This is a genomic window from Kitasatospora sp. NPDC127121 (assembly GCF_042677305.1).
Classification (GTDB): Bacteria; Actinomycetota; Actinomycetes; order Streptomycetales; family Streptomycetaceae; genus Kitasatospora.
On record NZ_JBHXTQ010000001.1, the window covers coordinates 123873 to 149087 of the forward strand.

Here is a 25215-nt window from a genome sequence, read left to right on the forward strand (position 1 = left end):
CATGTCCCCGAACACCGACCCCCTGAGCGCCGACCACCGGTTCATCCTGCTCGGACGAACCACGCTCTTCGCCTACCACCTCGCCATGTTCCACGTGCCCGCGCACGCCTTCCAGATGGTCCTCAAGGTGGAACTCGACGACACCGCGCGAACCGCCTACCTGGAGGACCTCAAGAAGCCGGTGCCGCAGGGCAAGAGGCGCTACCACTCGCTGCACTCGAGCCCGAAGGACCCGTTCCCGCTCAGCGACATCAAGTCCGGCACCAGGACGTCCTTCACCGCCGAGGTGGAACGCGTGCTGGCCGACACCACCACCGGGGAGCGCCAGTTCGAGAAACTGACGGACGGTACGGTGCGGATCACCGCCTCCGGCGTGCTGTACTTCGAGCCGATCGGCACCTCCGACTACCCGGCCCACTTCACCGGGATGCTCTTCGGCACGCCCACCGAGACCTTCCTCGCGCACCGACTCGCCAAGGCCGATCACTGGGACGAGGTCCGCGAGGCCACCGCCGTCACCCCGCAACCGACCCAGAACACGCTGAACGACGTCCCCCTGGTGACCGTCCCCTCCGTCCGCGACACCCTGGAGACGGGAGTCGACCCGAACAAGCAGCAGAGCCCGTTCACCGAGAAGACGACCTACCAGGCGAAACTCACGCCGCGCGATGGCGGCGCGAGCTCCGACCTGTCCTTCACCGCAGCCGAACAGCGCTGGTGGAACAGCACCAGTCTCAACAAGAAGTAGGAGGCCCACCGCCTCGGACAGTCCTGAACCGTCCTGAACCGGCTGGGGCCCACCGGCCCTGCGCCGGGAGGCGCCCGCAGCGGCTCCCGCCGATACTGGCCGGGGCGCCCGGGCCACGTACGACCCGCGGGACGCGGCATGGACCACGGTCGCCGCCGCCCTCGACCCACAGCGGGCCTGACCGGCCCGGACCCGACCGCTGGGAGGTCACCGTGAACGGTCCCGTCACCGTGGACGGTCCCGTCGTCGCGGGCTTCGACGGTTCGCCGGAGAGCCTCGCCGCCACCGCGTGGGCCGCCCGGGAGGCGCTGCGCCGCGGGCTCGCCCTCGAACTCCTCCAGGCCTGGCCCTGGCCCAAGCGGGACTCGGTCGGCACCAACGAGGTGTACAACCGCAGCCGGGACGCCCTGGCCGCCCGCGAGGCGGAGCTGCGCGCCGCGCACGCCGGCCTCCAGGTCTCCTCCCGCCAGGTCCCCGACGACCCGGCCAAGGCGCTGGTGACCGCCGGCCGGACCTCCGCCGTGCTCGTGCTCGGCTCCCGGGGGCTGGGGCCCGTGCGCGGCTTCCTGGTCGGCTCGGTGAGCCAGGAGGTGCTGCGCCGAGCCACCTGCCCGGTGGTGCTGGTCCGGGCCGGTGAGGGCGAGCAGGGCGCCGCCACCGACCCCGTCCTGGTGGGCGTCGACCTCGCACATCCGCCGGACGACGTCCTCGCGTTCGCCTTCGAGGCGGCCGCCCACCGCTCGGCCCCCCTGCGGATCGTCCACGTCTGGGCGCCACCGGCCGGCAGCGAGTACATGGCGTTCGACGCCATCGGAGGGCTGGAGAAGGAGCTGTCCGCCTCCGAGCGGAAGCAGTTCGCCGACGTCCTGGCCCTCTGGCTGGCCCGCTACCCCCAGGTGACCGTGACGTCCGAACTCGTCCGGGGCAACGCCGCCATCGTCCTGGTGGAAGCGTCGGAGACGGCCCGGCTGGTCGTCCTCGGCCGCCACGTCCGGCGGATGCCTCTCGGCGCGCACCTCGGCCCGGTGGCACACGCCGCGATCCACCACGTCCGCTGCCCGGTCGCCGTCGTCCCGGACGCCTGACCGGCCGCGGGGGTCGCCCCTCCAGGTGAGCGGGACCGCCGTGGAGGCGGCCCTCACGCCGGTCACAGCCCGCTGGCACCGTCGATGACGAGGAGCACCCCGATCACTGCGAGGACCACAGCGGTGACGGTGCTGTTATGAGTCTCCAACCAGGTCCTGGCCCTGCCCAGCGGAGTGAGGACACGCTCCCCCCGCGCGATGTGGAGCAGCACGGGAAGCACGACGGTGGAGACGGCGAGCGCGGTGAACACCGCCACGGCGATGACCGTACGGGGCGGCCCCAGTTCGGCGGAGCCGATGGTCAGCCCTGCCGCCGCGGACAGCAGGATGGTCTTCGGGTTGGCCCCCGACAGCAGGAGCCCCAGCCGCAGGGCCTTGGCCGGCGTGGCGTCCGTGAGGCTCCGCATCCAGGCCGGGGTCCCCTTCTTGCCGCCGGAGAGCCACTGCCGCCCGGCGAGCAGGACGAGCACCGCGCCGAGGACGACTTTGGTCCAGGACGCCCAGGTGGGGGTCTCCTCGCGGGTCTCGATGACGGCCGCGAGTGCCGTGAACGCGGACGCCGCCGCGAGGATTCCGGCCGCCCACCCGGCCAGGAAGGCTCCGGCCGTGGCCCTGGGCCGGGGAGTGAACAGCAGGAGGAGCGCCGGCACGATCGGCAACGGCGACAACGCGATGGCCAGGGCCAGCGGCGCCACCTCGCTCAGCACGACGTTCACGGACCACCTTCCTCCCGCCGCTGCACAGGGCCCGGGCGGCCTGGTCGACCTCAATTCTCCCGCCGGACGGGCTCCGGCGCCCGCAGTCCCGGGCGGGAACGGTCACCTGGCCGCACCCTGGGGCCGGCCGACGGAGCCGCACGGAGCCGTGCGGAGCGGGCGGTCAGGCCGCCGGCCAGTTGCGCAGCAGTGCGTCGAGGGCGTCGAGGATGCGCGCCCAGGTGTCCTCGGTGCCGCGCGGGGTGTGCTGGAAGCTCCCGGCCCGTTCCAGGGCCACGTAGCCGTGGAAGGTGCTGCCGAGCAGCCGGACGGCGTCGGTCTCGTCGGGTTCCGCGAGGTCGTAGCCGCGTAGGATCGCGCGCGTCATCTGCGAGTGCCGGACGCCGGCGCTGGCGCGCGCGGTCTCGGGGTCGAGTTCGAGCTGCGCGGCGGCGTAGCGACCGGGGTGTTCGCGGGCGTAGTCGCGGTAGGCGTTGGCGAAGGCGGCCAGGGCGTCCTTGCCGGCGCGTCCGGCCAGGGCGGCGGCGACCCGGTCGGCGAGTTCCTCGAGTGCGAGCAGGGCGATCCTGGTCTTGAGGTCGTGGGAGTTCTTGACGTGCGAGTACAGGCTCGCGTCCTTGACGCCGAAGTGTCGTGCCAGCGCCGAGACCGTGACCTTGTCGAAGCCGACCTCGTCGGCCAGTTCCGCTCCCGCCCGGGTGAGTCGTTCCGCGTTCAGTCCTACGCGCGCCATGGCCTTCCCTCCGATCGACTGAGGCCATTATACATTTGCCTAATGGTCCTAGGTAATTTACGTTGGATCCTATGAAGCCGTTGACCGAGCAAGAGATCCGTGCCGCCTTCGTGAACTGCACCAAGGGCGAGGCGAAGCGACTGCACATCCCCCGCGACCTGGCCGAACAGCCCTGGGACGACCTGGACTTCCTCGGGTGGCGCGACCCGCAGGCGCCCGATCGCGCCTACCTCGCCGCCGAGTCGGACGGCCGCGTGGTGGCGGTCGCGCTGCGCTCCTCCGGCGCCGCCTCCTGGCAGGCCCGCCGCAGCATCTGTTCGCTGTGCGTGACCACCCACACTGGAGGCGTCTCGCTGCTGGTCGCGCCCCTGGCCGGGAAGGCCGGCAAGCAGGGCAACTCCGTCGGCGCCTACATGTGCAGCGACCTCGCCTGCTCGCTCTACGTGCGCGGCAAGCGGGAGACCGGCACCCGGCTGCACGAGTCGCTCACCGTCGAGGAGAAGATCCGCCGCACCGCGGTCAACCTCGCCGCCTTCGTCGCCAAGGTCACCGCGTGAGCCGCGGCGGGGCCTCACCCCGAGTCACCAGCCCCCCCTGTGCCGCTACTACATGCAGGCGCCGGGGTAGGAGTTGGGCTGCTGTCCGGTGGTGAGGGGGGTTGCGGTGGTGGCCGCCGTGTCGAGGGTGTGGAAGAGGGCGCGTGCGGCGGCGCCGGTCACGGACATCTGGGTGGCGGCGGTGAGTTCGCTGCCGGCCATGGGGTTGCGGCCGGCCTGGACAAGGGCGGACACGCCGTCGGCGCCGAAGGCCTTGACGGTGCCTTCGAGGTCGAACACCGGGACGGTGGTGGCGCCGAGGCCGGTGAGCATTCTGATGTTGTTGACGACGGTGGTGAGGTTGTCATACGGCGGGATCCCGGCATTGCCGATGGTGACCTGTCCCGCAGTGCCGAAGTAGCGCTGAATGTCGGCGAAGTAGGACGCCACGTAGCCGGATCCCAGGTCGATGCCGAAGGCACGGTAGCCCTGAAGGAAGTACTGGTCGTAGCCGGTCGGCGGGAACGCCGTGATGCCGAGCGCGGCCTGCAGGGCGATGCTGCCGTTGTCCAGGTCGTCCAGCGCGTAGGGCACGGGCGAGCCCGAGATCCGCATCCCGTTCTGGTGCGCCCAGGCGATGGTGTCGGCGTAGGTGTGGATCGCGCGGCACTGTGCGGCGGGGTCGAGGCTGTTGGCGTTCAGCAGGGCGTTGAAGCCGGTCAGGTCCTTCTGGGTGAGGGCCTGGGCCACGGCCTGGTCGCCGGCGGGGGATTCCAGGTCGAGTACGGCCTGGGAGAACTGCAGGTCGTGGGCGAGCGACCAGACGTGGAAGTCCTCGACGGCGCTCTGGACGAGGGCGGCGTTCTACTCGGTGTCGAAGGTGCCGTCCGACAGCGGCACGGTGATCCAGGCGCTGACCGGCACACCACGGGTGTTCGCCTGCTCGACCAGGGCCAGAGCGTCGGTGCGCTGGTTCTCGCCCGGCAGCGCGGGGCCGAAGTCCGAGCCGTACACGAGGTCGAGGTAGAGCGGGCTGTGGCCGGCGGCCAGGGTGTTCCACACGGTGTCGGTGAACGCGCTGAGGTCCCGCGGGCAGGTCAGCGGGTCCACCGCCAGACACGGCTGGACCGACTGCCCCGCCCAGAACGCCACCTGCGCGGCGAGGGCCCGGCCGGCGGGTACGGCCCCGGCCGGTGCTGCGCCGATGCCTGTGAACACCGAGCAGACGAGCACGCTCGCCGCGGCGATAGCCGAAGCTCTGGCGGACAGCGGATTTCTCATGGGTCTTCCTGTTCGCGGTCGTTGTCGGCGACTTGCGCCGTCACCGTTGTGGAGTGCCGCCGGGGTAGGCGGGGTGTCTCTGCGCGGGGCCCCTTCACGGTGTCGTGGGGAGCGCGTCGCGAAGGGCCGCTCCGGCCGGGCCGAATCCGTAAGCCTCACGAACCTTCCCGAGAGACCGAGAGACAGGATGGGAGCGATGCCAGGAGCTCCCGACAGCCTTGCACGACATCAGACATCCGATTGACTACACAGTGTGACGATTAAGTGGAGCACATCCCTACTCGACCTGAGAGCATCGCAACGCGAAGGAAGTTCGTGCCGCCACTATCTGCCGCCCGGAAGACAGCCCGGGCTCGGCTGGGCCCTGTCGGCGGAACCGGCTCCTGCGGGAAAACGGGCGCCCCGTGGCGGCTCGGGCGAACCCGGAGCTGCCACGGGGCGGTTCGTGCCGGTTGTCAGCGGATCGGTGCGGCCCCAGGCCTGCGTGGCCGGGGCGGCCGGGGAACGGTGCTCAGTTGAAGACCACGACGTCGGTGCGCATCGGCAGCGCACTGCCCCAACCGATGTTGATCTTGAACGTCACCACACCGTTGCCGGGGGCGATGCTCGACACCTGGAAGGGCGCCGCGCCGACGAACCGGTGCCCGTTGCCGTTGATCTCGGAGGCCGTGATGACGACCGTCGAGTCGATCCCGATGACGTTCCAGGCGGTCTGGAGGTTGAACGTCCCGTTCCCCGGGGTCCACGTCCACCACCCCCGCCACACGGCGCCGACGTTGCCGCCGATCGCCGCGAGGCCCTGGTCCCGGTCGGCGGGCTGCGAACTGCTCGCGATCCGCGGCACCTCGATGGAGGAAGATTCGACTGCGGCCATGACGTCCCCCCTCGCGCCGGGAGAGCCCCCACGAGCCCTCGAATACCCTGAGTGTCCATTTATGCACTAAGCATCACAATCACTCGTGCGAGTGAACCTCCGGCGCGTCGCCGTGCAACTCGCGCGGGCACGGCCGCAAGGCCGGACCTCGACCCGCGTCAGCCATTCGGCGGATGCCTGATCGCGGGCAGCTCCACGCATTGTCATCATGGTCGTGAACCTTGGCCAGCGGTTCGTCGGTGCACACGAGGTACTCACCGCACGGAGGCGCACATGGAGATCAAGCTCGTGGACGAGCACTTCATGAAGGCCCGATGGGACGACATCGAGACGACGCTGCGTCGCACGTTCCAGGACTCGCCATTCAATGACGCCGGTTACACGATCGACAACCCCGTGGACTTCACACGTGCCGCGGTCCACGGCACACTCGGCCCCGGCATCAAACACCTGGTGGCACTGGACGGCTCAGGGCAACTCATGGGCGGCTTCTTCTGCATCCCGACGGAACGCGAAGAAGGCCAGGAGGCAACCGATATCGGCTGGTTCTTCTCGGTTCCGGAACTCGACCGAGACCACCGGCGAGCGATGATCGACACCTTCGTGGAGCGGATGTTCCAAACGCTGCGCGAAGCGGGATTCACGCGGATCGAGACGAACATGGGAACCCCGGCCGGCGCGAAGTCGCTCGGTCAACGCTACGGCTTCGTCCACTCCCCCACCCCAGAGCAGGCCAACCGTTGGCTTCGGGACCTGTGACCCGAGGTCGAGCGAGACGACGGTCTCGCGCGACCGGTCGCGAACCGTCTTCACGTTCAGGGTGTGTCGCCGGGAGCGGGGATCAGAGGCGGAACGGGTTGCCGCCCTGGGCTGCGATCACGTACCAGGCGGTCGCTCCGGTGTGCAGGGCGGCGTAGTAGTAGTCGCCCTGGCCGGTGTCGAGGCTGTCGCCGGAGGCCGCGACGATGCCGCTGCCGTCGGTGTTCGGGGCGCTGGTCTGGGCCGTCTCCAGGGTGGTGAGAAGCTTGTTGGCCTCGACGGGGTCGGTGCCGTTGGCGCGGGCGTGGTAGGCGACCAGCAGGTGTCCGGTTCCTTCGAACCAGACCTTCTTGGTGTCGTTCCGGTAGAAGCTGACACCGGTGTAGACGCCGTACGTCCGTCGGCCCCCGGGCGACGCCGAGCGGTACCACTGACGCATGCCCGCTCCTTACCTGAGGTCCATGCGGCGCCGGAAGGAACCAACGACCGGCGCCGCACAGCGGCAGCGCCCCCGCGGCACCGGCCGCCCTGAACGTGAGCACGTCAGTACGTCGTCGAACATGCAGGCCAATATGACAGTCAGTCAGGTGAAGGTCCAGAGGCCCCCGACCTACCATCGGCGGGTGATCCGCGAATCGGCCGAGTCGGTACAGCCGGTGGAGTCGGTGCAGCCGGTGGAGTCGGTGGACACCCACGCCCACGTGTTCCACCGTGGCCTGCCCAGGGCCGACCGCCCCCGCTACGTGCCCGACTACGACGCCCTCCCGGCAACGTACCTGGCGCTGCTCGACCGGCACGGCATCGGCGGCGCGGTCCTCGTCCAGCCGAGCTTCCTGGGATCGCGCAACGACTTCCTGCTCGACTGCCTGGCCCGGCACCCCGCCAGGTTCCGCGCCGTCATCGTGCTGGACCACGACCGGCCCTGCCGACCAGGCGCGCTCGCCCCGCTCGCCCTCGACGGCGTCGTGGGCATCCGCCTCAACCTGATCGGCCGGCGGGTGCCCGACCTGGCCGGTCCGCACTGGCGGCAGGTGGCCGCGCTGCTGGCCGAGCGCGGGCAGCACCTGGAGGTGCACGCGGCGGGCGAACAGTGGGCGGCGATCGCACCCGCCCTCCGCAGCTGGCCGTCCCCCGTGGTGATCGACCACCTCGGCCTGCCGGGCGCATCCGAGGGCGCCGACCGCACGGTGCTGGATCTGGCCACGCGCGACCACGTGTGGATCAAGGCCTCCGCGCCCTACCGCTGCGCGCCCGACGTGCCCGGCCGCATGCTGCGGCGCGTGCTGGAGGAAGCGGGCCACCAGCGCCTGCTGTGGGGCAGCGACTGGCCCTGGACCCGCCACGAACGCGGCAGGACGTTCGCCGACTGCCTCGTCTGGCCGGCCGCGCACGTCGACCCGTCGGTCCTGCACGCCGCCGTCACCACGAACCCGGCCCGGCTGCTGAACTGGTCACCCCGGCGGCGAGCAGCAACCGGGGCGCAGCTGTCGGCGTAGGCGCAGTCCACAGCTCGGACGGCAGTGCCAGATCTGTCCGCCGCCCGTCCCTGGGAGACCTCGTGCGGACGGTTCGTGGCGGCCTACCGTGGCGGGGTGAGCGAGGAGACGAACGGGCGTACCGGACGGGTGCTGGTCCTGGTGCTGCCCGAGGTGAATCTGCTGGACCTCGGCGGTCCCGTGCAGGTGTTCGACGCTGCGGCGCATCTCGGCGGCGGCTACCGGCTGGAGTTCGTCGCCGAGACGGACGGTCTGCGGTCCGCGCAAGGCCTGCGGCTGGCGGGGCTGGCACCGCTGTCGACGAGCCGGGCGGCAGCCGGCGACCTGGTGCTCGTGCCGGGCCCCCGGCTGACCGGATCAGACCGGCCGGTGGCACCCGCCGTGGTGCGCTGGGTGCGCGAGGCCCACGACGCGGGTGCCTGGGTGGCGTCCGTGTGCAGCGGTGCAGTCGTTCTGGGGGAGGCAGGGCTGCTGGACGGCAGGGCGTGCACGACCCACTGGTCGCTCACCTCGGCGATGCGCGACCGGTACCCGCGGGCCCGGGTGCGTGAGGCCGCGCTCTACGTGCACGACGGGCGGATCAGCACCAGCGCGGGCATCTCGTCGGGGATCGATCTCGCGTTGTCCCTGGTCGAACGGGAGCGCGGCCCCGAACTGGCCGCGGGAGTCGCGCGTGAACTGGTGCTGTACCTGCGGCGGGACGGGGACGCGGCACAGATCAGTCCGTTCCTGCGGCACCGCGACCATGTCCAGCCCGCGGTGCACCGGGTGCAGGACCATCTGGCGCAGCATCTGGACGTCGCCTTCACCCTGCGTGAACTCGCAGGCATCGCCGGGCTGTCCCCGCGCGGTCTGACGCGGGCCTTCACCACGGCTGCGGGCATCACCCCGTTCGCCTACCAGCGGCAACTGCGGCTGGAGCGGGCCCGCACCCTGCTGTCCGGTACCGACCTGACGGTGGAGGCGGTCGCGCTCCGGTGCGGATTCCGTGACGCCCGGCAACTGCGCCGGGTGGTCGCTGACGCCTTCGGCGCGCCGCCCTCGCTGCTGCGCGCACCAGCGCGGCCGACTGCCTGACGGACTGGCCTCCTCGGCGAAGGGGCCTCCTTCCCGACCGTTTCCCCCGCTTCTTTCCCTTCCTCTCTCCCGTTTCCCGTTTCCCGTTTCCACGAGGGCCGACGGCACCGTGCTGCCCAAAACGTGCCCGGATTGTTGAGGTATGTCTTGCTTGAGATGAGCTCCGAGGCGCGCAAGGGGCACCGAGCGCGGCACCGGGCGCTGCGCCGTACCGGCTGGGTACTGCTGGGCACAGCTCTGGCGACTGCGTCCTTCGCGGGGATCGCCTTCGCGGGGGTGAGCGCGTCGATGGCCGACAGCTTCGCCGCCGCCCCTCGCGGATCCGATGCCGGGGTGTGGCCTGCCGCCCGGCCGGTACCGGAGGGCAGGATCACGGTGGCGGTCGCGGTCGGCAACGAGGGCTCCGTGGCCACCGATGTACTCGCGCCCTACCAGGTGTTCGCCGAGTCGCCGGACATGTTCGTCTACACGGTGGCGGCCGAACGCCGCGTCTCCCCGCTGTCCGGCGGCGCCCACCTGCTGCCCGACCACACGCTGGCCGAGGTGGCGGACGGCACTCTGCCGGAACCCGACGTGGTGGTCGTGCCCGCCGTGACCGACCCCACCGGCGCGGGCGAGGAGCGCCTGCGCCGGTGGATCGTCGAACGCCACCACAGGGGCGCCCGGATCCTCGGGGTGTGCGCGGGCTCCGAACTGCTGGCCGCCTCCGGTCTGCTCGACGGCCGCGACGCCACCTCGTTCTGGTCCAACATCACTTCCCTGGAACGCAGTTACCCGAAGGTCGCGTGGAAGCGAGGGCTGCGCTACGTCGAGGACGGGCGGGTGACCACCACCGCGGGTGTCACCTCCGGCACCATGGGTGCGCTGCGGTTGGTCGAGGAACTGGCCGGCACAGCGGAGGCGACCCGTATCGGCACCGGCCTGTCCTACCCCGGCTGGACTCCGGACGGACCGACCGCGATACCGGCCAACCATCTCGCCCTCGGCGACCTCCCGTACGCCTTCAACGCCGCATTCCCGTGGCTGCGCCCCACCACGGCCATCGGACTGGTCGACGGAGTCGAGGAGATCGACGCGGCCGCCGCCTTCGAGGGGTACGGCGGAGTCTCCTTCGCCACCCGGACGCTGGTGATCGGCGCCGGTGACACCGTCACCACCCGCCACGGCCTGGTCCTCGTCACCCGGTCGGCGAAGGGGGGCGCCCACGGGGCGGATCGATTCGTGGTGCCCGGTGTCAAGAACACCTCCGACCTCGGCAGTGCGCTGGACGGCTGGGCCCGCCGCAACGGGCTCGCCGCCGAACTGCCCGGCGGAGGACGGCGGTCCGGGGAGTTCGGCTTCGATCCGGTGCTACGGGACCTTGCTGAAAGCAGCGACCGTCGCACGGCGCTGGCCACCGCGAAGTTCTCCGAGTACCCCTCGGCCCACCTGGAGCTGACCGGCGCGTCCTGGCCCTGGCGGTCCACCCTGCTGGCCGCGGCGGCGGTCGTCGTGAGCGTGGGGGTGGGGCTGGCCCCGACGGCGATCCGCCACACGGTTCGACGGCGGCGCCCCACGGCGTAGCTCGCCTGACGCTCGGCGCCTTTCCGGGCTCGCCGGTTCGAGCGTTCCCGTGGGCGCGTGGTTCAGGCGCGGCGGTGGGCGCGGTCGCTGAGGTCCTGCAGCAGCACTGCCAGGAGGGGGGCCAGTTCCCGCTGCTCCTGGGGCGCCAGGGCTTCGATGAGGCCCCGCTCGTAGTTCAGGAGGCCGTCGACGGCGTTCTCCACTGCGTGGTGCCCCTCGGGGGTCAGCTCCACGGGCACGGCGCGGGTCCCGGGGTCCGCAGCCAGTCTGCGGACGAACCCCTCGTACTGGGCTCGGTCCACCCGTTGGATCACGGCCCCGGGTGTGATCAGGCAGCGGCTGGCGAGCTCGCGGGTGGACAGCCGGTAGGGCCGACCGGAACGACGGAGGGTGCTGAGCAGGTCGAGGGTGGCGGCGTCCATGCCGACCTGGGTCAGGACGCGGCGCCGCTCGTCGGCCAGCAGTTTCGCGGCGTCGTGGATCCGGGTGAGGATGCCGATCGAGTCGACCGGGAGTCCGGGCTGCTCGCGCCGCCAGGCTTGGGAGATCTCATCGGCGCGGTCGGTGCGGGGCTGGTCCGGTGTGGTCAGCGTCAGCTCCATCGCGGCCCACCGCGGCGGATCCGGCTCCTACGGCTCCGCCAAGGCCGCCGTCGAGGCCTGGAACCTCACGATCGCCCAGGACCTCGGCAAGGACCGGATCACGGCCAACGTCATCGCCCCGGGCTACATCGAGTCCACCGACTTCTTCCAGGGCGGGATGACCCCCCAGCGCCGTGCCGCCCTGCTCGCCCAGACGGCCAACGGCCGGGCCGGCACCCCGGCGGACATCGCGGGCACCGTGCTGTTCCTCGCCTCACCGGCCGCAGGGCACATCACCGGCCAGACCCTGCACGTCAACGGCGGCGCGCTGGCCGGGCGCTGAACAACGCGCTCGGCCGGACCGGTGCCACCGGCAGGAGCCTCGGCGTCGGTGACGGGCAGGCCTTCACCGACGCCGACGGGCCGCGGCGAAAGGGCGGACCCGCATGGTCAGTTGCGGTACCGACGGAGCCTTTCGACTGTGGGATCCGGTGGCCGGGCAGCAGGTCGGCTTCGGTGCGGAGGTCGCGGTGCCGTCCGGCCGCCGACCGTTCACCGGGGCCAGGTCCCGCCGTTTCGCAGGAGCGCTTGCTCACCGACTCGCCGACCCCGCAGGGCTGTAACACTCCCACCGCTTCAGAAGGACCGGAAGACCTCTGCGGGGTCGGCCTGGGCGCCTGCGCGGCATCGGCGACGTCTGCGAGGTCCAGGTTGGCGATCGACGGCTTCGACAGTTCCCCGCGCACGCGATGCCGGCCCGCACCGACAGGCGGCCGAACTCCGGTGAGACAGGCCAAGTCCGAGGACGGACCTGGGCCACGCGGCGGCGACCCACCTCAACCTGCCTCGACCGATCTCACCGAGGTTTGACCGCACGGCGGTTCGTGGCCGTCGATCGAGGGTTCACAGGTACGGCCGCAGGTCGTCGCGGTAAGCGGTGGTGCTGCCTTCAGGCCGCCAGGAACGACTGTGTCGGGACAGGGTCCAGGCTTCCGGCGCGTGCCGAGCGGCACTGATCCAGGCCGCGAGTTCGGGAACGGCGATCTGCCGCAGGACGTGTCGAGCCGCCGCCCGTTCGGTGGCCGGGAGCGGAGCAACACGAACCCGCACGGTGTACCACCATCTGGGATGGATGCCGCCGCCGTAGTTGGCGGAGATGGGTGGCACCCACTCGGCGTGCAACGCGGTCCCGTCCCCCCAGAGCCGGTCACCGAAATCCAGGTCGACGGCATCCGCCTCCTGCGCGCCGAGGACGGTGCGGATGTCCGTCGGGGTGAGCGGCCACGACAGGCCGCGCGGCAGGCGGCGGTTACGGGCTGGCATGCGCCCGAGGATGGCAGACGCCCTGCGGAAGCGCATGCGCATTTCGACCCGGCTCTACCGATATGCCGGTCAACTTTGCTGGGAATGGCCGGACTTCGACGAGGTGTGTCAGGTTGAGGACCCGCAGGGCCTCGGGCGCCTGTCCCGGCTCGGCCACCATTTCGCCCGTTCTCAGTGAGCACGGCGGATCTTCAGGGGCGCCGCCCTGCCGGTCGACCGACCACCCTCAGACGCCTGCCGGACCGATCGCACCTTGAACTTCTCGACGTTCTTATTCCACGTCAGGTAACCGATGGCACCGCCAAGTTGGCGTCGAAATGGCTCCTCCGATCTGTCGAGGGTGATAGTCCGGTGACGGTTGGTCATGGCAGGATCAGCACGGGTCGACACCGTGTCGGCCGGAAGGAGGAGACATGGCCGAGGACAGCAAGGCGACGGCGTCCGCCGAGGGCAAGACTCCGTCTGGCAAGTACGCAGGCACTGAAATCAAGATCGAGGGCGAGGATCACATCATCATTCGGGAGGACGAGGTTCCGGTAGCCACCGAAACCGAGTGATACGCCCACGCTTCGGTCCGGGCTGATCTCCGCCCGTGCTGGAACGGAGCGTTGTTGCCCAGCTACGAGAAGGGCCCCGTCGGTCGCCACCGGAAGGGCCCTTTCCGTTGCGGCTTCCGCAGGCCGTAGGCTCGCCCTCCACACTGGTTCCAGGAACAGCCCGGAGGCGGCCGTGTCGTCGTGGACGGTGAGGCGCAGCAGGGCGTCGAGGTTGCTGTAGTGGGTGGCCCAGGGGGCCAGGATCAGCACTCCGGGGCGGGCCTGACGGGATCCAGGCGTGCGGGATCTTGCGCAGCCCGTACGGGGCCACGAGTCGCGGCGACCACCGACGACATGATCGAGGTCGACGCGGAGGTGGCGATGAGGGTCGTGTTCGTGCACGGGGCGTGCGTGCAGGACGGTTCGTGGTGGTGGCACCGCGCCGCCGACCTGCTTCAGGAACGAGGGGTTCCGAGCGTCGCCCCGGCGCTGCCGAGCTGTGGCGAGGCGGGCCCGCCCGGTGGCGTCGGCGGTCCGGGGCTGCCCGAGGACGTCGCCGCGGTGCGGCGGGTGCTGCAGGCCGGCGACGAGCCGACCGTCGTGGTCGCCCACAGTTACGGCGGTGTCGTCACCGCGGAAGCCGCCGCGGGAGTCGGGTCGGTGCGCCACCTGCTGCTGGTCTCCAGCTACCTGCCCGAGGTAGGACAGAGCCTGTCGGAGTTCGGGGACGGCCGCCCCGCCCCGTTCCTCGACGTCAACCCCGACGCCGGCACGTTCAGGGTCCGCCCCGAGCTGCTCGTGGACACGTTCCTCCAGGACTGCGACCCCGAGGTCCAGGCGCAGGCGGCGGTCCACCTCGCCCGGCAGAGCGTGCGGGTGACCGGGCAGCCGGTCCGGGCTGCCGCATGGCAGCAGGTGCCCTCGACCTACCTCGTCTGTGCTCAGGACCGGGGCACCCCGCCGCGACTGCAGCGCGAGTTCGCCCGCCGGGCCGGCGGCGTCGTCGAGCTCGACGCCGGCCACCACCCGTTCCTGTCCCAGCCGGCAGCGATCCGGGACCTGCTGCTGAGCCTGTGACGGCGGCGACTGAACACCTCCTGGGACGCCGAACGCACCGACGCCCCGAGGCGCACCGTCTCAACCCTGCGACGGCGTCCAGAACGCGGTGATCCTCGCGGCTCCGGGCCCGATCCCCTGCCAGGAACCGTCGAACTCGAGGACGGCCACGGAGGCGGTCGGGAACCCGGACTCCTCCACCCGCCGCGAGAGGTCGTCGTCGGCCGTTCCGACGAGGAGCCGGACCAGCTCGGGCAGGCTCGGATTGTGTCCGACGACGACCAGGTCGCCCACGTCGTCCGAGCTCCCCCGCACCATCGCGACCAGCTCGCCGGTCCCCGCTTCCCCCCGATGGATCTCCACACTGAGGTCGTAGAGCCCCTGCTCGTGGACCGTCTCGGGGAGGCGCGGCAACGCGGCGCCCACGCGTTCCCAGGTCTCCCTGGTCCGGCGGGCGCCGGACACCCGCGCGAGATCGGGCGTGATGCCGGAACCCGCGAGCCATCGTCCGGCCCGGGACGCCTCCTCCTGCCCCCGCTCGTCGAGGCGCCGTTCCTTGTCGACCGCCGTCTCCCGTTCGGCCTGCGCATGACGGATCAGGACGAGCCTGCGGCCGGTACCCACGATCACGTTGACCTCCCCATGTCCGCGGGCCGTGGCGCGGCCCGGCGGAATCGCTTGATCCTTTGCATCCGAACACTATCCGGCCGCAGGTCCGCACAGCCGCGGTCTCCGGGTGATGCCCCGTCACACCTGTGCGGTCGGGACGTCAGGGGGTCGGGATCCGCTGGGTGAGGAAGAGGGCCGCGCGGTCGAGTGCCTGGTCGGCTTCGTCCAGAGTGCCGCCGGCGAAGGCCTGGAAGACGTGGGGGGCGTCGGCGGTGATGTCGAGGATGACGTCGACTCCGGCGTCGCGTGCGCGGGTGGCGAGGCGGGTGGAATCGTCGAGGAGGATCTCGTTGGCGCCCACCTGGATGAGGAGCGGGGGGAAGCCGGTCAGGTCGGCGAAGAGGGCCGGGCTGAGGAGGGGCTGCTCGGGGTCCTGGCCGGCGAGGTACATGGCCCCGGTGTGCGTGACGGCCTCGCGGGTGAAGATCGGGTCGATGCCCTCCTTGGTCGTCATGCTCTCCCCGCTCCGGGTGGCGTCCAGGCCCGGGGAGAAGACCACGATCGCGGCGGGCAGCGGCAGGCCCGCGTCGCGGGCGGCGAGGGCGGTGGTGACCGCGAAACCGCCGCCGGCGGAGTCCCCGGCGAACGCGATGGCGGACGGCTCCAGGCCGCTGTCGAGGAGGGCGCGGTAGGCGCTCAGGTTGTCTTCCAGACCAGCCGGGAACGGGTGCTCGGGGGCCAGCCGGTAGTCCACCGAGTACGCGTCGAGCCCGGTCTTCGAGACGAGCTGCGCGGTCAGCGACAGCGCGGTCTCGGGAGAGCCGAAGACGAAGCCGCCACCGTGGAAGTACAGGATCGTGCCCGGGCGCGCGCCGTTGTCCGGTGTGACGTGCAGGGCGGGCCGGCCACCGAGCGCGGTCTGACTGGTGCGGACGTCGTCCGGCACGATCATCGTGTCCATGAGCGCCCTGAACCCGGCGCGCAGCTCCTCGACGGAGCGTTGGCCCTCCGGTCGGGGCCGGCGGAGCATCGCGTCGATCTTGGCGAGCTGTTCCTTGCTCATCTGCGTTCCTCCTATGAAATGGCTTCCTCTACACTATATGCTGTGGAATATACATCGGATGGCGCCGCCGACCTCCAGGGATTCTTCGCGGATCTCGTCCGCTGCGAGACGCGCCTGTACAACGCGCTGAACGACCGCCTGCGCGAGCGGCACGGCATCGTGACGTCGCAGTTCGAGTTCCTGCGGTTCCTGCGCGAGCACCCGGGGGCCCGGGTGGCCGACCTCGCCGCGGAGTTCGCCATCGGAGCCGGCGCGACCAGCAAGGGCGTCGACCGCCTGGAGAAGCAGGGCTGGATCGTCCGCCAGGCCAACCCGGCGGACCGCCGGTCCTCACTGCTGACCCTGACCGACGACGGCTCCCAGCTCCTCGACGCCGCCGAGGCGACCTTCACCGCGGGCCTGAGCGAACTGGTCGAAGGCACCCTCGACCAGTCCACGACGGCCGCCGCCGCCCAGGCCCTCCGCCGGCTGCGCTCCGCGCTCGAACGCGACCAGATCGGCACCCCCACCGGCTGAAAGCGCGAGCCCGGCCACCTGCTCGCCTACGCGCGGCCCGGCGACACCACGCCCTTCCGCCGTCACCTTCGGTGAAGGCCCCGCTGGGGTTGCCTCCGCGGCCGACAAGGCGCACGCTGGGGGTGTCCCCTGGAAGCCGCGTAGGGCGAGAGCCCCACGGAAAGCAGGGAGCTCGGGAGCATCACCGCCCCATCCGGAGGAGCGGCCCCACCCCGAGCAAACCCGGGTGAAACGAACCGTCCGATCCGACTGCGCACGGACGGAGGCCCCAGCGGGGGTCGCTCTCGGAACAACATCACGCCGCGTCGTACGCGACGCTCGCTCCGTCCGGCCAGTGAGCACGGACGGCAACCAACGAAGCATGAACAGGCGTCAAGAACGAGAGTGTAAGTCGCAGGAGCAGTAGAGGCCCCCTCCTGGTAGAGGGGGCCGACGCCTACGCCGGGCAGGGCTCAGCCGTCCAGTGAGAGTGCGTTCTTGGCGTGCGCGACGGATTCCTCCGAGGCGGGCCCGCCGGGGCTCTCGGTGGCCAGGGCCTGGTTGAGGGTGACGAAGGGGCGCATCCGCCGCTCGTAGCGGGCATATGCGGCGCGGTGGTCGCCGCCGGCCCGGGCAAGGCAGTCGGCCAGCACGTGGGCGCCCACGAGGGCCAGGCTGGTGCCCTGCCCCGAGAGGGGGGAAGGGCAGTAGCCGGCGTCTCCGAGCAGGGTCACCCGGCCCCGCGACCACGGGTCCATGCGGATCTGGGCCATGGCGTCACAGTAGAAGTCGGGGGCCTTCCGGGCGGCCTCGGCCAAGCGGGTCCCTTCCCATCGCATCGATACGAGCTTGTCCACGACGAGTTGCCGGAGGGCGCCGCCGCCCCGGAGGTCGTGGGTGAGGGGGGCGGACTCGAAGCCGAAGGCGATCCTGAGTTCGGTGTTGTCGCGTGCGGGCATGATGCCGAAGCCCGCGTCGCCGTCCCGCAGCCACACCTGCCAGTTGTCCAGGGCGAGGAAGTTGTCCGCGCTGAACACCGAGAGGTAGCTGCCCAGGTGGTGGGCGAAGTGCTCCTCCGGCCCGAAGGCCAGGCGCCGTACGGTGGAGTGCAGGCCGTCAGCCCCGACCACGAGGTCGAAGCTGCGGGACGGTCCGTGCGCGAAGTCGACGCGCACGCCGGTGTCGTCCTCGTCGAGCGCGGCGATGCTGTCGCCGAAGAGGTACTCGACGCCTGCGCGCGTGTGCTCGTACACCATCCTCACCAGGTCCTCGCGCAGCACCTCGATGTCCTCGCTGTCGAGCCGTCCGCTGCTGAAGGTCGCCTCGGTGGAGCGGTCGACCTCGCGGCCGTCGGGGCCGAGGATCGACATGCCGCGCATCCGGGTCCGTACGCGGCTCGCCTGCTCCAGCAGGCCCATCCGCTCCACGACTTCCAGCGCGACACCGCGGATGTCCACGGCCTGTCCGCCGGGGCGCTGGCCCGGAGCGCGTTCGACGACAGTGGGCGCGAATCCGTGGCGGCGCAGCCAGTAGGCGAGGACGGGCCCGGCGATTCCGCCGCCGGAGATGAGTACGGTCTGCATGAGGAGCTCCTCCAGTGCTATGTACGGTGTACGCGCCCTGAACGTACGCCGTACGCGCAGAGCCTTCAACCAGCCGTCTACGCGACGTGTACTAGAGCAGTCCCCTTCCGTTCGGCGTTGCCGCTGCTACCCTCTGTCCTAGTACACAGAAGGAAGGCGGCAGGTCGTGACGAAGACCACAGGGACAGCCGGCGATCCGCCCTATCTGCGCATCGTCGCCGCGATCCGGCGGCGCATCGCGCACGGTGAACTCGCCCCCGGGGACCGGGTTCCCTCAACCCGGCAGATCGCCGCGGAATGGGGCGTCGCACTCGCCACCGCCACCAAAGCCCTGACCACCCTGCGCCTGGAGGGACTTGTCGAAGCCCGGCCCCGGATCGGCACGGTCGTCGCCGGAACCACCCCCGCCGCACCGGCCCGCAGGCGCCCGTCACCCGCCCCGGACCCCGAGCAGGAGCAGGAGCAGGAGCAGGAGCTGAGCCTCGACCGGATCGTCCGTACCGCCATCGAGATCGCCGACGCCGAAGGGCTCCCGGCGCTCTCCATGCGCGGCGTCGCGGCCCGCCTCGGCGTCGCGGCGATGTCGACCTACCGGTACGTCCCGAGCAAGGAAGACCTCGTCCTGCGCATGGCCGACGCCGCGTTCGGCGAGAAGTCCTACCCCGCAGAAGCCCCCGACGCCCCCGACGCCCACGAGGATTGGCGTACCCGCATCGAGCTGGGCGCCCGGACCCTGTGGAGCCTGTACCGGCAGCACCCGTGGCTGGCGCAGCTCGGCTCCCTCACGCGCCCGCTGCTCGTACCCAATCTGATGGTCCACGGCGAGTGGGTGCTGAGCGCCCTCGACGGCCACGGACTCGACCCCACGACGCTGTTCGACATCCACGTCCTGCTCTACAGCCATGTCCAGGGCCTGGCGGTGCACCTGGAGATGGAAGCGCACGCCGAAGCCGCCACGGGCCAGTCGGAAGACCAGTGGATGGACAGCCGCGCCCCCGCCCTCCAGGAACTGGTGGAATCCGGCCGCTTCCCGGCCTTCACCAAGGTGGTCGGAGCCTTCGAGGACGGCTACGACCTGCGCCTCGACGCCCTCTTCGAATTCGGCCTCAAGACACTCCTCGACGGCCTGACGTCCATCGTCGAAGGCCAGGAGGCTGTCACGGGCGGTACCGCCGCGATCGGGGGACCTCACCGTCCGGCGGAATCGCGGCTGCCTGCGGCTGACCGTTGACCGTCATGCCGCTGAAGTCCTTTGCGCGCGCTGCTGCCCGGATGATGAGGTGGCGCGGTGACCAACCATGACGAAGCGTCAGCCACCCGACCGTTGACACTGGCTTGGGTGCGCCGGCACCTGGAGGCCGGCGAACGGATCGTCGGAATCGAGGCGCTGCACGGCGGCATCACTGCCGAGATGCGGAGGCTGACCATCGGCACGCGGGACGGAGGCACCCGCGACCTGGTGCTGCGGAGTTTCGTCGACCCGTTCTCCGTGGCGCGCGCCGAGGACTGGCTGGGCAGGGAGGCCGGCGCCCTGGCCCTGCTGGCGGGGACCGGCGTGCCGGCTCCCGTGCTGGTCGCGGTTGATCCGCGCGCCGCGCAGTGCGAGTATCCGTCGCTCCTCATGACCCATCTGGCGGGCCGGACGGTCCTCGACGATGAGGGGGTGGAGACACGCGTCCCGCTGCTGGCCCGTCAGCTCGTGGCGATCCATGCGCTGCGGCCCGCCGAACGGCCCCGGGATTATGTGGCGTTGACGACCGCCGACACCGTCGTCGTGCCGAAGGGCGCCGACGCGGCGGCATGGGCCGCGGCGATCGACGTGATCCGCAGGCCCGCGCCGCCCGGTGAAGGGCGGTTCCTGCACCGGGACTTCCAACCCGGCAACGTGCTGTTCGACGTGCCGCCCCCAGGGCCGGCAGGTGCGCGGATCACCGGCGTCGTCGACTGGGCGGCGGCCTCCTGGGGCCCGGCGGATCTCGACGTGGCGCACTGCTCCACCAATCTCGCGCTGCTGCACGGCCCGGCGTGGGGTCAGCGGTTCGCCGAGGCGTACGAGGAGGCCGGCGGGGTGCTGGCTGCGGCCGCGAGCGAGCGGCTGTACTGGCGGGTGCGGGACGGACTGGCGTGCTCGGAGGAGGTGCGGTCGATGGCGCAGCCCTGGCGGGAGGCCGGGAGAACGGAGCTGACGACGCGAGCCGTGGAGCAGCGGCTGGACGCCTACGTCACCTCCCTGATGGACACCCTGGGCTGAGCTAGGGCCGGTCCGGAGCGGGGCCGGAGCGCGGGCCGGAGCGCGGGCCGGGCGCCGAACGACGTCTGCACCGCGGTGACGCCCGTCGAGCAGGTCGAAGGGCTCACCGCTCCGCACGCTCGTAGGACTCCGCGGTGCCGTCCCGTGGCACCGCCCCGTCCACCTCCGAGCCCGGCACGCAGCTCGTTGACCGTCGCGGCAGCCACACTGCGGCTGCGGCGCCGGCGGCCAGGGTGAGTGCCCCGGCGACCAGTGCTGCCGTGATCAGGCCGTCGATGAACGCCTGGCGGGCCGAGGCCAGGACGACGGACCTGAGTGCGGGCGGGACGTCTGCCAGGTAGAGGCGGGTGCTGAGGATGTCGGCCCTTGCTGCTTCGGGGAGTTGGGCGGAGTACGGGGACAGGGAGCGGTGCAGGCTGGAGACGGACACGGACGCGAGGATCGAGCCTTGCAGGGCCACCCCCACCGCCGAGCCGACCTGGCGGGTCGCGTCGTTGATGGCCGAGCCGAGTGCGGCACGCTGCGCGGGAACGGCCCCCATCACGGACCCGGTTCCCGCTGTTGCGGCCATGCCCGCGCCGAATCCTGCGATGATCTGGAAGACGGCCACCCGCGGGTACCCGGATTCCGGGGTCGCTCCGGCCAGGACGACGAAGGCGGCGACGACGAGGGCCAGGCCGCTCACGACCGTCGCCCGCGCCCCCCACCGGGAGATCTGCGGCACTACCGCGACGGCCCCGCGGCAAGGGCGAGCGGCAGGGGGAGGGCGCGGACGCCCGCCTGCCAGGGCGAGTAGCCCAGCACCTCCTGAAGGTAGAGGGAGACGACCAGCAGGGCGCCGTACAGGGCCAGGGAGAGGGTGGCCAGGGTGGCTGCGGCGACGCCGATGCGCGGGTCGGCTCAAGGATCGGCTCCGAACTCGGGGGTGCTGCTGTTTTCCCGAACTCTCCCGACAACAGGCGGTGGATCGTACACCGACATGCTAGCCCCGGCACGGTGATCATCCAGTTGGATCGGCAGTCGATCCAGGTTTGAACCGGGGGTACGTGACGCGACCGTTCTTCACGCTTCTCCTGAGCGTGATGCGTTCGATTGATTGGGCCACAGTGGTCGCGGGTCATCGGGGTGGGGTTCGCCGGACCACCGCGCCCGATCCGGCGAGCCAGGAGACCATCCGGCTCCCCGCGTCGACGGCGGCGCGCTGCGCCTCACCGGCGGCATAGCCGTTCGCGACGATGTCCGGCCGGTCCACGAGGTTCCGGCACGCAGTGGTCAACTGCTGGTAGCCGACCAGCAGTCGGGACCACAGCTGCTGTCCCGTCGGGTCGGGCACCGTGAAATACTCGTCGGCCCGCCGGGTCGCCCCGGCGAGCTGTTCGCAGGTGCCGCCCACTGTGCGCAGCTCCGCTTCGACCTGAGCGTCGGAGGTGGCGTTCGCGGCGCCGCCCATTGCGGCGGCGAAGTCACGCTGCGCCGCGTTGAACTCGTTGATGTGGTCCAGGCCTCCGACCGCCGCCCAGGCCTGGTTCTGGGCCAGCGCGATCGCCGCCGAGGGAGCGCTCCTCGTCTGGTCCAGCATCGACTCCGCGCGTTGGGCGTTCCCGCTGCCCGAGCCGGGCAGCTGGGCGACGGTCACCGCTGCGCCGGCGGCCCCGGCCACCACGGCCGCGACAGCCGCGACGGCCGCCACCCGGGCGCCATACCGCCGCCGCCCCCGGCGGGGCGGCCCCACCGCGACGGGCGGCGCGACGTCAGGCGGTACCGCGACGGGGCGCAGCCCGGCCCGGACGCGCCGCCACAGCAGGCCCGCCCCCCGGCCCACGAAGGCGGCCAGGGCCGCCACCAATATCCCCAGGGTCAGCGTGTAGGCCGCCGCGATCTCCACCAGCCTCCACACCGCCCCCGGCCTCCACCCACAGGTGTTGGTCATGACGTTGAACGGGCCGAGGCAGCCGTCCGCACTCGCCAGAACGAAGGCGCCCACCATCCCGATCAGGCCGGCGACGCCGGCTGTGACGAGCCCGGCGAGCAGCCAGGCCGCCCTCGTCACGGCGGCGACGACCACGGCGGTCAGTGCCATCGCGGCGCAGATCACCAGGATCGGCCACATCAGGTAGGTGATCTGGAACGGGCCGGTCATCCGCACGGCCGCCGGGCGCGGTGTGTGCATGTGGGCCTTCGCCGCGGCCAGGGCGGCCCAGCAGAGCAGCCCGCCCGCCAGGCCGGCGACCAGGAGCCTGCCCGGGCCGGGCAGCGCGGCGGCGTTCGGTGACACGGCCGGGGACAGGGGCGAGGGCGAGGGCGGCGGTGCGTCCGGGCCGGGCGGTACGTCCGTGTTCGGCTGTGCGTCCATGTTCGGCTGTGCGTCAGCCGCCCCCGGCAGCGCTTCGGCGAGCCACTTCGCGCGGCGCCCCGGCCGGCGCAGCGCCAGCGCGAGCAACGGCAGCATCCAAAGCAGCGCCTCGGCCCACCACAGGCTGTGGGCCTCGCTGTCGGCGCCGGGCAGGACGCCCACCACCGCGACGACCTCCAGCAGCGGGCCGATGTGCGCCGGCGGCAGCCCGGACAGACCGTACGAGCCCAGGAGCCCGGCCGTGGTGAACGGCCACCCGTCGGTCAGGACCTCGCCCTGCGCATACCACCAGTACAGCACGCAGGCGAGGGCCAGCGAGGCGGCGGCCAGGCCCACGACCATGACGGGGCGCAGCGAGCGCCCGCGCCAGGAGGCGATCCACCACTCGGCGTTCTGTGCGGTCCAGGTCATCGCCAGCACCAGCGCGGCGACGAGGACCAGCAGGGCTTCGGGGTGGTTGGGCCACCAGTGGTTCCAGGCCGCCCTTGGGCCGAGCAGTTCGGCCGCGACGACGCCGGTGCCGAGCCACAGGCCAACGGGCCATCCCGGTGGAGTCGGCCGGCCGGTGAGGACGGCGTACACCACGGCGCGCCACAGGGCGACGCCGCCGATGCCGACGACGAGTGTCGCGATGAGGACCGCTTTCGCGGGGAAAGCCTCGTAGGGCAGGCTTCCGAGCTGCCAGACGAGGATGTCGGAGGCGAGCCCGGTGAGGAACAGGGGCAGGGCGTCCAGCGCGAACAGTGCCTTCGGGTCGGTCAGGGAGGTCCGGCGCAGTTCCCAGGACGGGTGGGTGCGCCAGAGTTCGACGAACGCGGCGAGGGCCCGCGGCAGTGCGCGGCCGGAGCCCGGCCGGACGGGGACGTTCCAGGACTCCCGGCTCGCGCCCCAGCGGGCCGCCATGAGGTCGGCGTAGATCTCGCGGTTGCGCAGGATCCCGGCCCGCGTGAGGTGGACGGACACCGCGATCAGGAGGCCGAGCACCAGTTCGTGCGTGTTGAACGGGGCGAACTGCCCCCGGGCGTCCGCGGTTCCGGTGAAGAAGAGGTTCTTCACGCCCACTGCGGCCCACGGGAGCAGGACCAGCACAAGGAAGACGCGCCACAGGGCGACGGTGGCGTAGGTGATGCCGATGTCCTTGTTCCGCAGGTGCGCGAGCTCGTGCAGGACCACGGCACGGAACCGGTCCCGGTCCGTGCCGCTTGTGGCGAACAGCCCGCCGTACAGGCAGACCGTGGGGTTGCGCCAGCGGCCGAACACGACGGCGCCGACCTCCGGCACGACCGGGTCGACGACGAACCGGGGCGTGCGGGCGAGCCTGGCCGTGTCCATCAGCTCGTCGAGCTGCTGCCGCAGCCGTCCGGTCGTGTCCAGCTCCTCCAGGGCGACGACCCGGGAACGGCGTGCCTTCCACACCGGCAGCAACCAGTACGCCGTGAGAACCACGACGACCAGCAGCGCGCCCACGGCGACGGACACTCCGTCGAAGTTCTGGACGTAGCGCGCCGCGCACACCTTGAGCGCGGACTGGTTCCGGGTGGACAGGACGTAGCCGGCATTCATGGGTGCGCCGGGGTCGAGGCCCGCGGCCAGCCAGCAGGCCATCTCCTTGTCGGCCTGCTGGGAGGAGGCGAGGAGCTGCCAGACGGTCCTCGGGACCATGCTGGCGCCGGCCGCCGCCAACAGGAGCAGGAGCAGAACGAAGCGCAGGGTGGTGCCGGCGGCGAGGACCCGCTCGTCGGGCGGAGCCGGGGCCTGCCGTGGGCCTGCCTCGGGGGCGGCGTCGGCGGGCGCGTCGGTCATCGCGCCTCGCCGTCGGCCGCCGGGTCGGGTTCGGCCGGGTCGGGTTCGGCCGGGTCCAGTGCGGTGCCGCGCGGTTCGGCTTCGGCCGAATCGTGTCCGGTGCCGCCCGGGTCGGCCAGGGCCAGCCGGGCCACCACCGCGTCGGCGATCGCCGACGCGCGCTGTTCCGCCAGGCCCCGCTGCGCGGCCGAGTCCAGCACCGACTGCCGCACCTCGACGAGCTGCTCACGCGTCAGCGGAGGGATCGTCACCGGCGCGGCCCCCTTGCGGAAGACCTTGCGCAGCCCGGCTCTCAGCCCCTTGGCGGCGCCGTCCACCGCGGCGTCCGCGATCCTCTGCCCCACCTGGTCCAGCGCCAGCCACACCACGGGGGTCACCAGCGCGGCGACTTCGCCGAGGCCGAAGCCCAGTGGTTCGCTCCGGCTGCGGCCCGCGAGCCGGCGCACGGCCGATGCGTCGTCGAACCGGGTCAGCCACGTCACGAGCGGCAGTTCCTCTGCGGCGACCTCGGCCACCACGTCACGGACCACGTCGCGCACTTGTGCCCCGCCCGGCGCGGCCTTGCGGCTTTCGGAGTGAGCTGCTTCGGAACCCATGGCACCTCCGTGGCCAACTCGCGGCACGCCCAGGCCGGTTGCCGCACCGGTCTCACCTTGACCCAAGGAATCCGACGGGGCAATACCCGGCGGCACTC

At 71.7% G+C, this 25215-nt stretch carries 27 protein-coding genes; 13 read left to right on the plus strand and 14 right to left on the minus strand.

Annotation, left to right across the window (positions count from 1 at the left end):
* Nucleotide 1: 1 nt before the first annotated feature.
* Nucleotides 2-748, plus strand: a complete 747-nt coding sequence (locus ACFVHI_RS00510; RefSeq protein WP_159398641.1) for a hypothetical protein — start codon at nt 2-4, stop codon at nt 746-748.
* A gap of 212 nt (nt 749-960) precedes the next feature.
* Nucleotides 961-1833, plus strand: a complete 873-nt coding sequence (locus ACFVHI_RS00515; protein WP_159398642.1) for a universal stress protein — start codon at nt 961-963, stop codon at nt 1831-1833.
* 62 nt (nt 1834-1895) lie between these two features.
* Here ACFVHI_RS00515 and ACFVHI_RS00520 read toward each other — a convergent pair whose 3' ends face one another.
* Together ACFVHI_RS00520 and ACFVHI_RS00525 are read right to left on the minus strand one after the other, a co-directional pair.
* Nucleotides 1896-2549, minus strand: coding sequence for a GAP family protein (locus tag ACFVHI_RS00520; RefSeq protein ID WP_063351908.1), 654 nt, complete (start codon nt 2547-2549; stop codon nt 1896-1898).
* Nucleotides 2550-2712: 163 nt separating this feature from the next.
* Complete coding sequence (locus ACFVHI_RS00525) at nt 2713-3282, minus strand: WHG domain-containing protein (protein WP_363367869.1); 570 nt, start codon at nt 3280-3282, stop codon at nt 2713-2715.
* Between the two features lie 71 nt (nt 3283-3353).
* On the opposite strand from ACFVHI_RS00525, the gene ACFVHI_RS00530 reads away from it, so the two are divergent.
* Nucleotides 3354-3839, plus strand: coding sequence for an FBP domain-containing protein (locus ACFVHI_RS00530; protein ID WP_380334198.1), 486 nt, complete (start codon nt 3354-3356; stop codon nt 3837-3839).
* A 48-nt stretch (nt 3840-3887) separates the two neighbouring features.
* On the opposite strand, the gene ACFVHI_RS00535 is transcribed toward ACFVHI_RS00530, so the two are convergent.
* The 3 genes from ACFVHI_RS00535 to ACFVHI_RS00545 form a co-directional block, all read right to left on the minus strand.
* Entirely contained in the window at nt 3888-4568 is a 681-nt protein-coding gene (locus ACFVHI_RS00535) for a hypothetical protein (protein WP_380334201.1), read from the minus strand.
* Between the two features lie 114 nt (nt 4569-4682).
* Nucleotides 4683-5099, minus strand: a complete 417-nt coding sequence (locus ACFVHI_RS00540) for a hypothetical protein (RefSeq protein ID WP_380334204.1) — start codon at nt 5097-5099, stop codon at nt 4683-4685.
* Nucleotides 5100-5610: 511 nt separating this feature from the next.
* Nucleotides 5611-5973 carry a hypothetical protein gene (locus ACFVHI_RS00545; RefSeq protein ID WP_380334207.1) on the minus strand — a complete coding sequence of 121 codons (363 nt, stop codon included), beginning with the start codon at nt 5971-5973 and terminating at the stop codon, nt 5611-5613.
* Nucleotides 5974-6246: 273 nt separating this feature from the next.
* Here ACFVHI_RS00545 and ACFVHI_RS00550 point away from each other — a divergent pair, with 273 nt between their 5' ends.
* Nucleotides 6247-6732: a hypothetical protein gene (locus ACFVHI_RS00550; protein ID WP_063351914.1), complete on the plus strand. Its 486-nt coding sequence runs from the start codon at nt 6247-6249 to the stop codon at nt 6730-6732.
* An 82-nt stretch (nt 6733-6814) separates the two neighbouring features.
* On the opposite strand, the gene ACFVHI_RS00555 is transcribed toward ACFVHI_RS00550, so the two are convergent.
* On the minus strand, nt 6815-7171 hold the full coding sequence (locus ACFVHI_RS00555) for a hypothetical protein (protein WP_380334210.1): 357 nt from the start codon (nt 7169-7171) through the stop codon (nt 6815-6817).
* Nucleotides 7172-7355: 184 nt separating this feature from the next.
* Here ACFVHI_RS00555 and ACFVHI_RS00560 point away from each other — a divergent pair, with 184 nt between their 5' ends.
* The 3 genes from ACFVHI_RS00560 (at nt 7356) to ACFVHI_RS00570 (ending at nt 10868) form a co-directional block, all read left to right on the plus strand.
* Nucleotides 7356-8228 carry an amidohydrolase family protein gene (locus ACFVHI_RS00560; RefSeq protein ID WP_380334213.1) on the plus strand — a complete coding sequence of 291 codons (873 nt, stop codon included), beginning with the start codon at nt 7356-7358 and terminating at the stop codon, nt 8226-8228.
* A 96-nt stretch (nt 8229-8324) separates the two neighbouring features.
* Nucleotides 8325-9305, plus strand: coding sequence for a GlxA family transcriptional regulator (locus tag ACFVHI_RS00565; RefSeq protein ID WP_380334216.1), 981 nt, complete (start codon nt 8325-8327; stop codon nt 9303-9305).
* A gap of 156 nt (nt 9306-9461) precedes the next feature.
* Nucleotides 9462-10868 (plus strand): DJ-1/PfpI family protein, encoded by a 1407-nt coding sequence (locus tag ACFVHI_RS00570; protein WP_380334219.1) that lies wholly within the window; start codon nt 9462-9464, stop codon nt 10866-10868.
* Between the two features lie 62 nt (nt 10869-10930).
* Here ACFVHI_RS00570 and ACFVHI_RS00575 read toward each other — a convergent pair whose 3' ends face one another.
* A complete protein-coding gene (locus tag ACFVHI_RS00575) occupies nt 10931-11470 on the minus strand; it encodes a MarR family winged helix-turn-helix transcriptional regulator (RefSeq protein WP_380334222.1) in 540 nt (179 codons plus the stop codon).
* Between ACFVHI_RS00575 and ACFVHI_RS00580 the strand changes: the two genes are divergently transcribed.
* Complete coding sequence (locus ACFVHI_RS00580; protein WP_380334224.1) at nt 11451-11792, plus strand: SDR family NAD(P)-dependent oxidoreductase; 342 nt, start codon at nt 11451-11453, stop codon at nt 11790-11792. The two genes, ACFVHI_RS00575 and ACFVHI_RS00580, sit on opposite strands and share 20 nt — an antisense overlap.
* A 560-nt stretch (nt 11793-12352) precedes the next feature.
* On the opposite strand, the gene ACFVHI_RS00585 is transcribed toward ACFVHI_RS00580, so the two are convergent.
* Complete coding sequence (locus ACFVHI_RS00585) at nt 12353-12814, minus strand: hypothetical protein (protein ID WP_380334227.1); 462 nt, start codon at nt 12812-12814, stop codon at nt 12353-12355.
* A 371-nt stretch (nt 12815-13185) separates the two neighbouring features.
* Here ACFVHI_RS00585 and ACFVHI_RS00590 point away from each other — a divergent pair, with 371 nt between their 5' ends.
* Nucleotides 13186-13329, plus strand: a complete 144-nt coding sequence (locus ACFVHI_RS00590; RefSeq protein ID WP_159398645.1) for a hypothetical protein — start codon at nt 13186-13188, stop codon at nt 13327-13329.
* A gap of 360 nt (nt 13330-13689) precedes the next feature.
* Nucleotides 13690-14385 (plus strand): alpha/beta hydrolase, encoded by a 696-nt coding sequence (locus tag ACFVHI_RS00595; RefSeq protein ID WP_380334901.1) that lies wholly within the window; start codon nt 13690-13692, stop codon nt 14383-14385.
* A gap of 60 nt (nt 14386-14445) precedes the next feature.
* Here ACFVHI_RS00595 and ACFVHI_RS00600 read toward each other — a convergent pair whose 3' ends face one another.
* Both ACFVHI_RS00600 and ACFVHI_RS00605 read right to left on the minus strand, forming a co-directional pair.
* A complete protein-coding gene (locus tag ACFVHI_RS00600) occupies nt 14446-14994 on the minus strand; it encodes a SixA phosphatase family protein (protein ID WP_380334230.1) in 549 nt (182 codons plus the stop codon).
* A 139-nt stretch (nt 14995-15133) separates the two neighbouring features.
* Entirely contained in the window at nt 15134-16036 is a 903-nt protein-coding gene (locus tag ACFVHI_RS00605; RefSeq protein WP_380334233.1) for an alpha/beta hydrolase, read from the minus strand.
* A 42-nt stretch (nt 16037-16078) separates the two neighbouring features.
* Between ACFVHI_RS00605 and ACFVHI_RS00610 the strand changes: the two genes are divergently transcribed.
* Nucleotides 16079-16552 (plus strand): MarR family winged helix-turn-helix transcriptional regulator, encoded by a 474-nt coding sequence (locus tag ACFVHI_RS00610; RefSeq protein WP_380334236.1) that lies wholly within the window; start codon nt 16079-16081, stop codon nt 16550-16552.
* Between the two features lie 452 nt (nt 16553-17004).
* On the opposite strand, the gene ACFVHI_RS00615 is transcribed toward ACFVHI_RS00610, so the two are convergent.
* Nucleotides 17005-18114, minus strand: coding sequence for an FAD-dependent monooxygenase (locus ACFVHI_RS00615; RefSeq protein WP_380334238.1), 1110 nt, complete (start codon nt 18112-18114; stop codon nt 17005-17007).
* A gap of 166 nt (nt 18115-18280) precedes the next feature.
* Between ACFVHI_RS00615 and ACFVHI_RS00620 the strand changes: the two genes are divergently transcribed.
* On the plus strand, nt 18281-19345 hold the full coding sequence (locus ACFVHI_RS00620; protein ID WP_380334240.1) for a TetR/AcrR family transcriptional regulator C-terminal domain-containing protein: 1065 nt from the start codon (nt 18281-18283) through the stop codon (nt 19343-19345).
* A 108-nt stretch (nt 19346-19453) separates the two neighbouring features.
* Complete coding sequence (locus tag ACFVHI_RS00625; protein ID WP_380334242.1) at nt 19454-20365, plus strand: phosphotransferase family protein; 912 nt, start codon at nt 19454-19456, stop codon at nt 20363-20365.
* Between the two features lie 103 nt (nt 20366-20468).
* Here ACFVHI_RS00625 and ACFVHI_RS00630 read toward each other — a convergent pair whose 3' ends face one another.
* The 3 genes from ACFVHI_RS00630 to ACFVHI_RS00640 form a co-directional block, all read right to left on the minus strand.
* Nucleotides 20469-21050: a hypothetical protein gene (locus tag ACFVHI_RS00630; protein WP_380334245.1), complete on the minus strand. Its 582-nt coding sequence runs from the start codon at nt 21048-21050 to the stop codon at nt 20469-20471.
* Nucleotides 21051-21482: 432 nt separating this feature from the next.
* On the minus strand, nt 21483-24521 hold the full coding sequence (locus ACFVHI_RS00635) for a M48 family metallopeptidase (protein ID WP_380334248.1): 3039 nt from the start codon (nt 24519-24521) through the stop codon (nt 21483-21485).
* The gene (locus tag ACFVHI_RS00640; protein ID WP_380334251.1) at nt 24518-25117 is read right to left on the minus strand and encodes a hypothetical protein; all 600 of its coding nucleotides are present in this window, start codon (nt 25115-25117) and stop codon (nt 24518-24520) included. Before ACFVHI_RS00640 ends, ACFVHI_RS00635 begins: the two co-directional genes overlap by 4 nt.
* Nucleotides 25118-25215 lie beyond the last annotated feature (98 nt).

Excerpts from the sequence above, each read along its gene's own strand:
- ACFVHI_RS00545 (WP_380334207.1), bottom strand. The coding sequence starts at position 5,973 with ATGGCCGCAGTCGAATCTTCCTCCATCGAGGTGCCGCGGATCGCGAGC.
- ACFVHI_RS00635 (WP_380334248.1), bottom strand. The coding sequence starts at position 24,521 with ATGACCGACGCGCCCGCCGACGCCGCCCCCGAGGCAGGCCCACGGCAG.
- ACFVHI_RS00595 (WP_380334901.1), top strand. The coding sequence starts at position 13,690 with ATGAGGGTCGTGTTCGTGCACGGGGCGTGCGTGCAGGACGGTTCGTGG.
- ACFVHI_RS00555 (WP_380334210.1), bottom strand. The coding sequence starts at position 7,171 with ATGCGTCAGTGGTACCGCTCGGCGTCGCCCGGGGGCCGACGGACGTAC.
- ACFVHI_RS00525 (WP_363367869.1), bottom strand. The coding sequence starts at position 3,282 with ATGGCGCGCGTAGGACTGAACGCGGAACGACTCACCCGGGCGGGAGCG.
- ACFVHI_RS00640 (WP_380334251.1), bottom strand. The coding sequence starts at position 25,117 with ATGGGTTCCGAAGCAGCTCACTCCGAAAGCCGCAAGGCCGCGCCGGGC.
- ACFVHI_RS00570 (WP_380334219.1), top strand. The coding sequence starts at position 9,462 with ATGAGCTCCGAGGCGCGCAAGGGGCACCGAGCGCGGCACCGGGCGCTG.
- ACFVHI_RS00605 (WP_380334233.1), bottom strand. The coding sequence starts at position 16,036 with ATGAGCAAGGAACAGCTCGCCAAGATCGACGCGATGCTCCGCCGGCCC.
- ACFVHI_RS00575 (WP_380334222.1), bottom strand. The coding sequence starts at position 11,470 with ATGGAGCTGACGCTGACCACACCGGACCAGCCCCGCACCGACCGCGCC.
- ACFVHI_RS00615 (WP_380334238.1), bottom strand. The coding sequence starts at position 18,114 with ATGCAGACCGTACTCATCTCCGGCGGCGGAATCGCCGGGCCCGTCCTC.
- ACFVHI_RS00540 (WP_380334204.1), bottom strand. The coding sequence starts at position 5,099 with ATGAGAAATCCGCTGTCCGCCAGAGCTTCGGCTATCGCCGCGGCGAGC.
- ACFVHI_RS00510 (WP_159398641.1), top strand. The coding sequence starts at position 2 with ATGTCCCCGAACACCGACCCCCTGAGCGCCGACCACCGGTTCATCCTG.
- ACFVHI_RS00590 (WP_159398645.1), top strand. The coding sequence starts at position 13,186 with ATGGCCGAGGACAGCAAGGCGACGGCGTCCGCCGAGGGCAAGACTCCG.
- ACFVHI_RS00550 (WP_063351914.1), top strand. The coding sequence starts at position 6,247 with ATGGAGATCAAGCTCGTGGACGAGCACTTCATGAAGGCCCGATGGGAC.
- ACFVHI_RS00585 (WP_380334227.1), bottom strand. The coding sequence starts at position 12,814 with ATGCGCATGCGCTTCCGCAGGGCGTCTGCCATCCTCGGGCGCATGCCA.
- ACFVHI_RS00530 (WP_380334198.1), top strand. The coding sequence starts at position 3,354 with ATGAAGCCGTTGACCGAGCAAGAGATCCGTGCCGCCTTCGTGAACTGC.